Raw genomic sequence first — 7045 nt, forward strand, 5'->3', positions numbered from 1 at the left:
CCCTCGCCGTTTTAGGCGAGGCGGTCGGATGCAGCACGTGGGGTTGCGGCCTTCGTTACCGCGAAGCGGCCTTCTTCGGCTTTGTGGCGGTACTGGCTAGCGATAAAGAGCCCCTTCAACGGCCGGATGAGCGGCACGCAGGCAAGCAGCAGCAGTTACGGCGCCTAATGTTCGCTGTCCCACATCTCAAGCCTTAGGGCGGACATGCCGCTTACTGTTGTTGCCCCTTAAAGACCGGACACGGGCTCCTGGGTTAATCGGCTGATAAACTCTCGCGGCGAGCGGTAGCCCAACGCGCGATGAGGGTGTTCGCGCGCTCGAACCGCACGGTGGCGCTGACGCCGGCCGGGGAAGGCGTTCCTGGTCGAAGCGCGCGCGGTGCTCGACCGCTTCGAGCGCGCGGAGAGCGTCGGACGTCGGGCCGGGCGCGGCGAGATCGGCCGCATCGAGGTCGGGTACGTCGGCTCCGCCGTCTATGCCGGGGTGCTCCAGGACCTGATCGTGGGCTTCCGGGCCTCGCATCCCGACGTCGAGACCGTGGCGCGGGAGTTGCCGATGCCCGACGTGCCGGCCATGCTGGAGGCCGGTTCCCTCGACGTCGGCCTCGTCCGGCTACCCATGGACCTGCCACCGGGCCTGCGGCGGCACGTGCTGGCCGAGGACGACTTCTGCGTCGCCCTGCCGGCCGGCCACCCCGAGGCGTCGGCTGCCGGAGCCATCCGGGCGGCGTGCCTGCGGACGGAGCGGTTCGTGATATCCAGGCCCGCCTCGTTCAAGCGTTGCGGGCGGCGATGCCGGCAACGACGTCCTCGACGATCCCCTGCAACTCCGACGATGCGACGCCGTCCCGCGCCTGGATCGAGATCCCCTGCATCACCGCGGCCACGTGCCTCGCCACCCGCCGCACCTCATCGTCCGAGGCAAACGGTGACAGCGCCTTCGCGATGCGGCTACGCAGCGCCTCGCGCCGCGCAGCCGCATCGCGCGCCAGTTCGGCATGGTCCGGATGACAGGCGACCAGCCCGCTTGAGATCATGCAGCCGCGCACGTCCTCCCTCCGCGTGACGGCGGCCACGGCCCCTTCGAGCAGCGTCCTCACGGCGTCCGGCAACGACGAAGCGGACCCGATGGCCGCGAGGTCGAGGCCGCCGTATTCTTCTTCGTAGCGTGCCAACGCCTGCAGATAGAGGCCCGCCTTGCTGCCGAAGGCGGCGTACAGGCTCGGGGGCGCCACGCCGATTGCCTTCGTCAGGTCACCGACCGAGACACCCTCGTACCCGTGGCGCCAGAACAGCCGCATCGCGGTCTCGACGGCCGCGTGCCGGTCGAAGCTCCACGGCCGGCCACCACGCGGTCTCAGGTCATGTTCCATAACGAACACTAAACTACGCTTGACAGGACGCGTCAAGCGCGGTTTGCTAGTGAACGTTAAACAACGGAGCGAGCCCATGTATCCCACGCGACGCCACTTCGTGACCGCAGCCGCCGTCGGCGTAGGAATGATGCAGCAGAGGTTTGCAGTTGCCGGGCCGTCTTCGTCGACCGGCGCGGGTGCGTCCACCGCTTCCGCTGATGCACGCGAGACCTTCTCGGCCCGCTCGCCGGACGGCACCGTGCTAGCAGGCGAAGCCAAGGGTGATCACGGTGCGCCGGAGATCCTGTTCATCCACGGGCTGCGCCAAAGCCGGCTCAGTTGGGACAAGCAGTTCGACGACCCGGCGCTCTCGGGCCTTCGACTGGTCCGCTTCGACCTGCGTGGCCACGGCGATTCCGACAAGCCGATCGCCCTGGAGGCCTACTCCGACGCCGACCGCTGGGCGGACGACGTCGCGGCCGTGATAGATGCGGCCAAGTTGCGCCGACCCGTCCTCGTCGGCTGGTCGCTCGGCGGCTACGTGGCGGGAGCGTACCTGCGCAAGTACGGCGGTTCGCGCATCGCCGGGGTCAACCTCGTCGATGCCGTGACCAAGCTAGCGCCCGACCTGCTCACCCCGCTCGCAGGCGACTTCACGGGAAGCGCGACCTCGCACCACCTCCCGACGCGCGTCGCCGCGACGACCGATTTCCTCGCCGCCTGTTTCCACCGGCCACCGACAGGCGTCGAGCTCCGGCGGATGCTCGTGGTCAACGGCATGACGGCACGCGCTGCGAACGAGGGCTTCGTACGGACTTCGACCACGGACCTCGGGCCGGCCTTCGCGGCCTACGATGGTCCGATCCTTCTGACGCATGGCGCCCACGACAGGCTCGTGCGCCAGGCGATGGCCGAGCATGTCCGCTCCCTCAAGCCGCAGAGCCGCCTGTCCGTCTACGCCGAGAGCGGGCACAGCCCGTTCCACGAGGAGCCCGTACGGTTCTCGCGCGAACTGGCGGCCTTCGTGGCCGAGGCAAACAGGAGCTGACGCGTGACCGTGCCGCGTGAGCCCGACACCATTCCCCCTTCACCTGGCCCGGCGTTCTTTCCGGGTCTTCGAACGCTGGACGTGGAAGCGGGTGGCGTCCGCTTCGGCGGCGTGCTCGGTGGTTCGGGACCGCCGCTCCTCTTGCTGCACGGCTACCCGCAGACGCACGTCGCCTGGCGCAAAGTGGTGCCGGTGCTGGCGCACCGTCACACCGTCGTCGTCCCGGACCTGCCCGGGTACGGCGCGAGCCTGCAGCGCGTGAGCGCGCCGCGTTGGACCAAGCGACGGGTCGCGGCGGCGCTGGTCCACCTCATGCGGGCGCTGGGCCATGACCGCTTCGCCCTGGCCGGGCACGACCGCGGGGCGCGGGCCGGTTACCGCTTGGTGCTCGATCATCCCGGTGTCGTGACGCGCTTCGCCTCGCTCGCGGTCGTGCCGACCCGTGACGCGCTGGCCGCGGTCGACCACCGGTTCGCACGGAGGAGCTTCCACTGGTTCATGCTGGCGCAGGACGCCGACCTGCCCGAGCGGATGCTGGCCGCCGCTCCCGACGCCTTCATCGATCAAGCCTTTTCCGTGATGGGCGCGGACGGGGACGCCGTGATCGAGCCTCCCGCCCGGGAAGCCTACCGGGCGGCGTTCCGCGACCCGGCAGTCCGACATGCGATGTGCGAGGACTACCGGTCCGCCCTGGACGAGGATGCGGCGCACGACGACGCCGATCATGCGGCGGGGCGCAAGCTCGACTGCCCCGTCCTGGTGCTCTGGCCCTGTGCCGACGGGAGCGGGGGGCGCCCGCGGGATGCCTGGGCCGCCTGGGCCGACGACGTCACCACCGTCACGACCACGGGCGGCCACCTCCAGCCGGAGGACCGACCGGACGAGGTGGCCTCGGCCCTGGTCGCATTCATGGCCGGGAGTCCGGACAAGGATGCCATCCCTCCCGCGCAAGACACCCGTTGAGGTCGTCCCACCCGCCAAGCGCGGGCGGACGCTGGCCCCTCACGCCGCACCGCGGGCGTAGTCCATCGCGTCGAGATCGGCGATCAGGCCCCCGCCGTTCGGCTGCCAGCCGAGCCGTGACCGCGTCAGTGCGCTCGACGCCGTCATATCGGCCCCGGCAAACCCTGCCAGCCATCCGAAATGCTCGGCGGCCGCCTCGGGTGCGACGGAGACCGCCTGGACCCCCAGGCCCCTGCCGACGGCCTCCGCGATGGCCCGGAGCGAGACGCCCTCCTCGGAGACGGCATGGTACCGCGCCCCCGCCTCGGCACGCTCCAGGGCCAGCACGTAGAGGCGGGCGACGTCGCGCCTCGGTCCCGCCGCCCAGCGGTTCGCGCCGTCGCCGACATAGGCGGAGACGCCCTTGGCCCTTGCATGGGACACGAGGTAGGTCACGAGGCCTTGCTTGACGGTGTCGTGCACCTGCGGGAGCCGCATGACCGACACGTTGACGCCCGCGTCCAGCAAAGCCGCACCCGCCCGCTCGGAGGCGACGCGGGGGTTCGGGTGGTCCCGGTCGAAGACGTCCTCAGTGGCCGGCTGGCCGGGTGCCGGGCAGCCCATCGCCACGCCGGACGTGATCAGCAGGGGCCGGTCCGAACCCTTGAGCGCGGAGCCCAGGGCCTCGATGGCTCGCCGGTCCTTCTCGCAGTTGGCGACGAAGTCCGAGAAGTCGTCGTGATCGAACGCGGCGTGGATCACGCCGTCGGCCCGGGCGGCTCCGTCGCGCAGGCTGCTGGGGTCCGTCAGGTCTCCCCTGTGCGGCTCGACCCCCGCCGCGCGGAGCGCCGCCGCGCCGGCCTCGGACCGGGTCAGCCCGATCACTTGGTGCCCGGCGGCGAGGAGCTCGGAAATGAGCGCCGAGCCAATGAAGCCGGTGGCGCCAGTGAGAAATACACGCATGGATGACTGTCCACGTTGTGTGGAAGGCCCACTTTCCCGCAGGTGACGTCACCGTAAAATACGTGACCGTATCAGGGTATAATCTCTCACAGGATCGCCATGCCGGCCGGCTCGGAGAACCCCCTCGGCGCCTACTTGCGGGACAGGCGGGCGAAGCTCGACCCGTCGTCGTTCGGGTTTTCCGGCCGCAGGCGGACGCCCGGCCTCCGGCGGGAGGAGGTCGCGCAGCGCTCGAACATCAGCGCGACGTGGTACACGTGGCTGGAGCAGGGGCGCGGCGGCGCCCCGTCCGCGGACGTGCTGAACCGCATCGCCGCCGGGTTGATGCTGACCGACGCCGAACGCGAGCACCTCTTCATGCTCGGTCTCGGGCGCCCGCCAGAGGTCCGCTACGCGGTCGGCAAGGGGGTCACGCCCCGGCTGCAACGGCTGCTCGACACGCTGGAGACCAGCCCTGCGCTGATCAAGACCGCCACCTGGGACGTCGTCGCGTGGAACCGGGCGGCAGCCGTCGTTCTGACCGACTGGGACTTGGTCCCCCCGGGCGAGCGCAACATTCTGCGCCGCATGTTCGGCTCCAGCCAGGTGCGCGCGATCCAGCATGACTGGGACAGCGTGGCCCGCTACGTGGTCGCGGCGTTCCGCGCGGATGCGGCCCGCGCCGGTGCGGCGTCCGAGGTCGGCGCGCTGGTCGAGGAACTGTGCCGGACGAGCGAGGACTTCGCGGCGCTGTGGCGCGAGCACGAGGTGCACCATCACGGCGAGGGGACCAAGCGACTGAAGCACCCGATCCTCGGCGCCATCGAGCTTGAATATTCCTCCTTCGCAGTCGACGGTCGCCCCGACCTCGGCCTGATCGTCTACAACCCCACTACGCCGTTCATCAGGGGGCAGATCCGCAGGCTGATCGATGCCCAGCCTGGCGACGGCAACCACTCAGACCCGTCGCGGTAATCGCGCGGTCGGCATCGGCGCCTGAACGCTCCGGAAGCGCCAACCACATCGAAGCGTTCCTCCCGTCTGTTACCTGAGACGGGCTCGCTCCGCCTTTTTGGACGAAGCCTCCCAGTGCGTATCAGCCTTCCGGGCTGCGAACGGCCGCGCCAGCCCCCGTCGCGTCTCTGTCGGTGACGAGCATCCAGGCGGGTTGACCTTCACTCCGTTACGTAGCATCAATTGATACATGAAACGAGATAGCCGCCTTTCCGGCATCCTGCACGTGCTGCTGCACATGGCGGAGGAACCCCGACCGCTCACCTCCCAGGCGCTCGCCGCCGCCATGCAAACCAATCCGGCGGTCGTGCGTCGGACCATGGCAGGGCTTCGGGAGGCAGGGTTTGTCAGGTCCGGGCGCGGGCACGGCGGCGGCTGGACCATCGCGCGCGACTTGGCCGAAATCACCCTTCTCGACATCCACGTCGCGCTCGGTTCACCCGGCCTGTTCGCCATCGGCAACCGCACCGAGGCGCCCGGCTGCCTCGTTGAGCAGGCCGTGAACGCGGCGTTGGACGACGGCTTCCGAGAGGCCGAGCGGGTGCTTCTGGAACGCTTCGGCGGCGTCACCCTCGCCGCGCTCAGCGCCGACTTCCACGCCCGCCTCGCCGCGCGCGGCGGCACCCTGACCTTGGAGCAAGCCCATGCCGTTTGACGTCATCGTCGTGGGAGGCAGCTTCGCCGGCTTGGCGGCGGCCACCTACATCGCCCGCGGACGGCGCTCGGTCTGCGTGATCGACGCGGGCAGCCCGCGCAACCGGTTCGCCGCGGCCTCCCACGGCTTCCTCGGCCAGGACGGCAGCGATCCGCGGACAATGCTCGCGCAGGCTCGCGGCCAGCTAGCCGCCTACCCGCAGGCGACCATCATGCAAGCGGAGGCGGTCGACGCCCGCGCGGGACGGACGTTCACCGTTACCCTCGCGAGCGGGCAGACCCTGGATGCGGCCCGCCTCGTCCTAGCCTACGGCATCTCGGATGTTCTTCCCAAAATTCCCGGCTTGGCTGAGCGATGGGGCAGGAGCGTCCTCCATTGCCCATACTGCCATGGCTACGAGTTCGCCGACCGTAAGCTCGGCGTTCTGGCCGTGTCCCCGCTGTCCGCTCATCAAGCCCTGTTGATCGCCGATTGGGGGCCGACGACATTCTACCTGAACGGCGGCGATACGCCCGACGAGGCGACATGCGCCCGGCTCGGGAGCCGTGGCGTCGAGATCGAGCCTGCCGGCGTTGCGGCCCTCGTCGGCGAGGGCGGGTCGCTATCCGGCTTGTTGCTCGAAGACGGCCGCACGGCGCCTCTCGACGCCCTGTACCTCGCCCCACGGACGCGCATGAACAGCCCGCTGGCGGAACGGCTCGGCTGCGCGTTCGACGACGGCCCTTTCGGTTCGGTCATCCGCACCGAGGCCACCAAGATGACGACGGTGGCGGGGGTGTACGCGGCCGGCGACGTCGCACGGGCGCCCCACAGCGTGAGCTGGGCCGTGGCGGACGGGGTCACGGCGGGTGTCTCCGTCCACCAGTCCCTCGCTCTAGCGAGCTTGGCTGCCTGATCGTGCCCGACGAACGTCGCGTCGACTTCGGTGCGTCGACCGAGAGTCTGTGAACGGCCGTGGTGGTCCGCGAGGTTACCGTCCAATTTCCCGACTTGTCGGCTCGGCAGCGGATGTTCCGCTGACAGATGGGTCCAGCCTCGCTTACATGGCCCTCTGAATGACCAGGGTGGGTCGAAAGCGGGGGACGGCTTA

Annotated in this window: 7 protein-coding genes and 2 pseudogenes; 6 read left to right on the top strand and 3 right to left on the bottom strand. The window is 69.9% G+C overall.

The features are described from left to right. Positions 1-11: 11 nt before the first annotated feature. Positions 12-155: pseudogene (locus tag ACLBYG_RS31195) on the bottom strand (DUF983 domain-containing protein); the annotation flags it as partial. Positions 156-483: 328 nt separating this feature from the next. Between ACLBYG_RS31195 and ACLBYG_RS31200 the strand changes: the two are divergent. Continuing rightward, positions 484-738 (top strand): annotated as a pseudogene (locus ACLBYG_RS31200) (LysR substrate-binding domain-containing protein); the annotation flags it as partial. A gap of 34 nt (positions 739-772) precedes the next feature. Here ACLBYG_RS31200 and ACLBYG_RS31205 read toward each other — a convergent pair. Continuing rightward, positions 773-1300 (bottom strand): TetR/AcrR family transcriptional regulator, encoded by a 528-nt coding sequence (locus ACLBYG_RS31205; protein WP_447684034.1) that lies wholly within the window; start codon positions 1298-1300, stop codon positions 773-775. A gap of 172 nt (positions 1301-1472) precedes the next feature. Between ACLBYG_RS31205 and ACLBYG_RS31210 the strand changes: the two genes are divergently transcribed. Together ACLBYG_RS31210 and ACLBYG_RS31215 are read left to right on the top strand one after the other, a co-directional pair. Beyond that, positions 1473-2402, top strand: coding sequence for an alpha/beta fold hydrolase (locus ACLBYG_RS31210; protein WP_447684035.1), 930 nt, complete (start codon positions 1473-1475; stop codon positions 2400-2402). An 81-nt stretch (positions 2403-2483) separates the two neighbouring features. Beyond that, a complete protein-coding gene (locus ACLBYG_RS31215) occupies positions 2484-3365 on the top strand; it encodes an alpha/beta fold hydrolase (RefSeq protein ID WP_447684036.1) in 882 nt (293 codons plus the stop codon). Between the two features lie 39 nt (positions 3366-3404). Here ACLBYG_RS31215 and ACLBYG_RS31220 read toward each other — a convergent pair whose 3' ends face one another. After that, a complete protein-coding gene (locus ACLBYG_RS31220; protein WP_447684037.1) occupies positions 3405-4307 on the bottom strand; it encodes an SDR family oxidoreductase in 903 nt (300 codons plus the stop codon). Between the two features lie 99 nt (positions 4308-4406). Here ACLBYG_RS31220 and ACLBYG_RS31225 point away from each other — a divergent pair, with 99 nt between their 5' ends. From ACLBYG_RS31225 to ACLBYG_RS31235, 3 genes are all read left to right on the top strand, one after another. After that, positions 4407-5261: a helix-turn-helix transcriptional regulator gene (locus ACLBYG_RS31225; protein ID WP_447684038.1), complete on the top strand. Its 855-nt coding sequence runs from the start codon at positions 4407-4409 to the stop codon at positions 5259-5261. Between the two features lie 229 nt (positions 5262-5490). Then, positions 5491-5955 carry an RrF2 family transcriptional regulator gene (locus tag ACLBYG_RS31230; protein WP_447684039.1) on the top strand — a complete coding sequence of 155 codons (465 nt, stop codon included), beginning with the start codon at positions 5491-5493 and terminating at the stop codon, positions 5953-5955. Next, entirely contained in the window at positions 5945-6850 is a 906-nt protein-coding gene (locus tag ACLBYG_RS31235) for an NAD(P)/FAD-dependent oxidoreductase (protein ID WP_447684040.1), read from the top strand. Before ACLBYG_RS31230 ends, ACLBYG_RS31235 begins: the two co-directional genes overlap by 11 nt. Positions 6851-7045 lie beyond the last annotated feature (195 nt).

The organism is Methylobacterium sp. D53M, from assembly GCF_053345625.1.